Below are 253 nucleotides of genomic sequence, written 5' to 3'. Positions count from 1 at the left end.
GCATCCGCCGTCGCGCGACGGCAGCGGCTGGTCCGCGCCCGATGCCGCGCTGGCATCCACCTCCGCGACTTCCGCGAATGTCTTCACGCGGCCGTTGACCTTCTCCGCATACGCCTGCGATCCACCGTAGCTCTTCAGCGCGGCATTCAGATCGCCGCCCGCCGATTTCATGTAGCCGTACAGAATCGCGGAGCCGACCTCGATATTGGTCTCCGGGTCGGTCAGATCCTTTACGTCTTTCAGCATGCGCTTG

General features: G+C 64.0%; 1 protein-coding gene. It reads right to left on the bottom strand.

Annotation, left to right across the window (positions count from 1 at the left end; genetic code table 11):
* Positions 1–253 (bottom strand): transglycosylase SLT domain-containing protein (locus tag SB753_RS39505; RefSeq protein ID WP_410805481.1); only part of this gene is annotated, 253 nt, incomplete at both ends.

The sequence above is a fragment of the Paraburkholderia sp. SIMBA_053 genome (assembly GCF_046534895.1).
Lineage (GTDB): Bacteria > Pseudomonadota > Gammaproteobacteria > Burkholderiales > Burkholderiaceae > Paraburkholderia > Paraburkholderia caledonica.
Note: the sequence above shows the minus strand (reverse complement) of the source record. Positions and strands in the feature narration are given on the sequence as shown.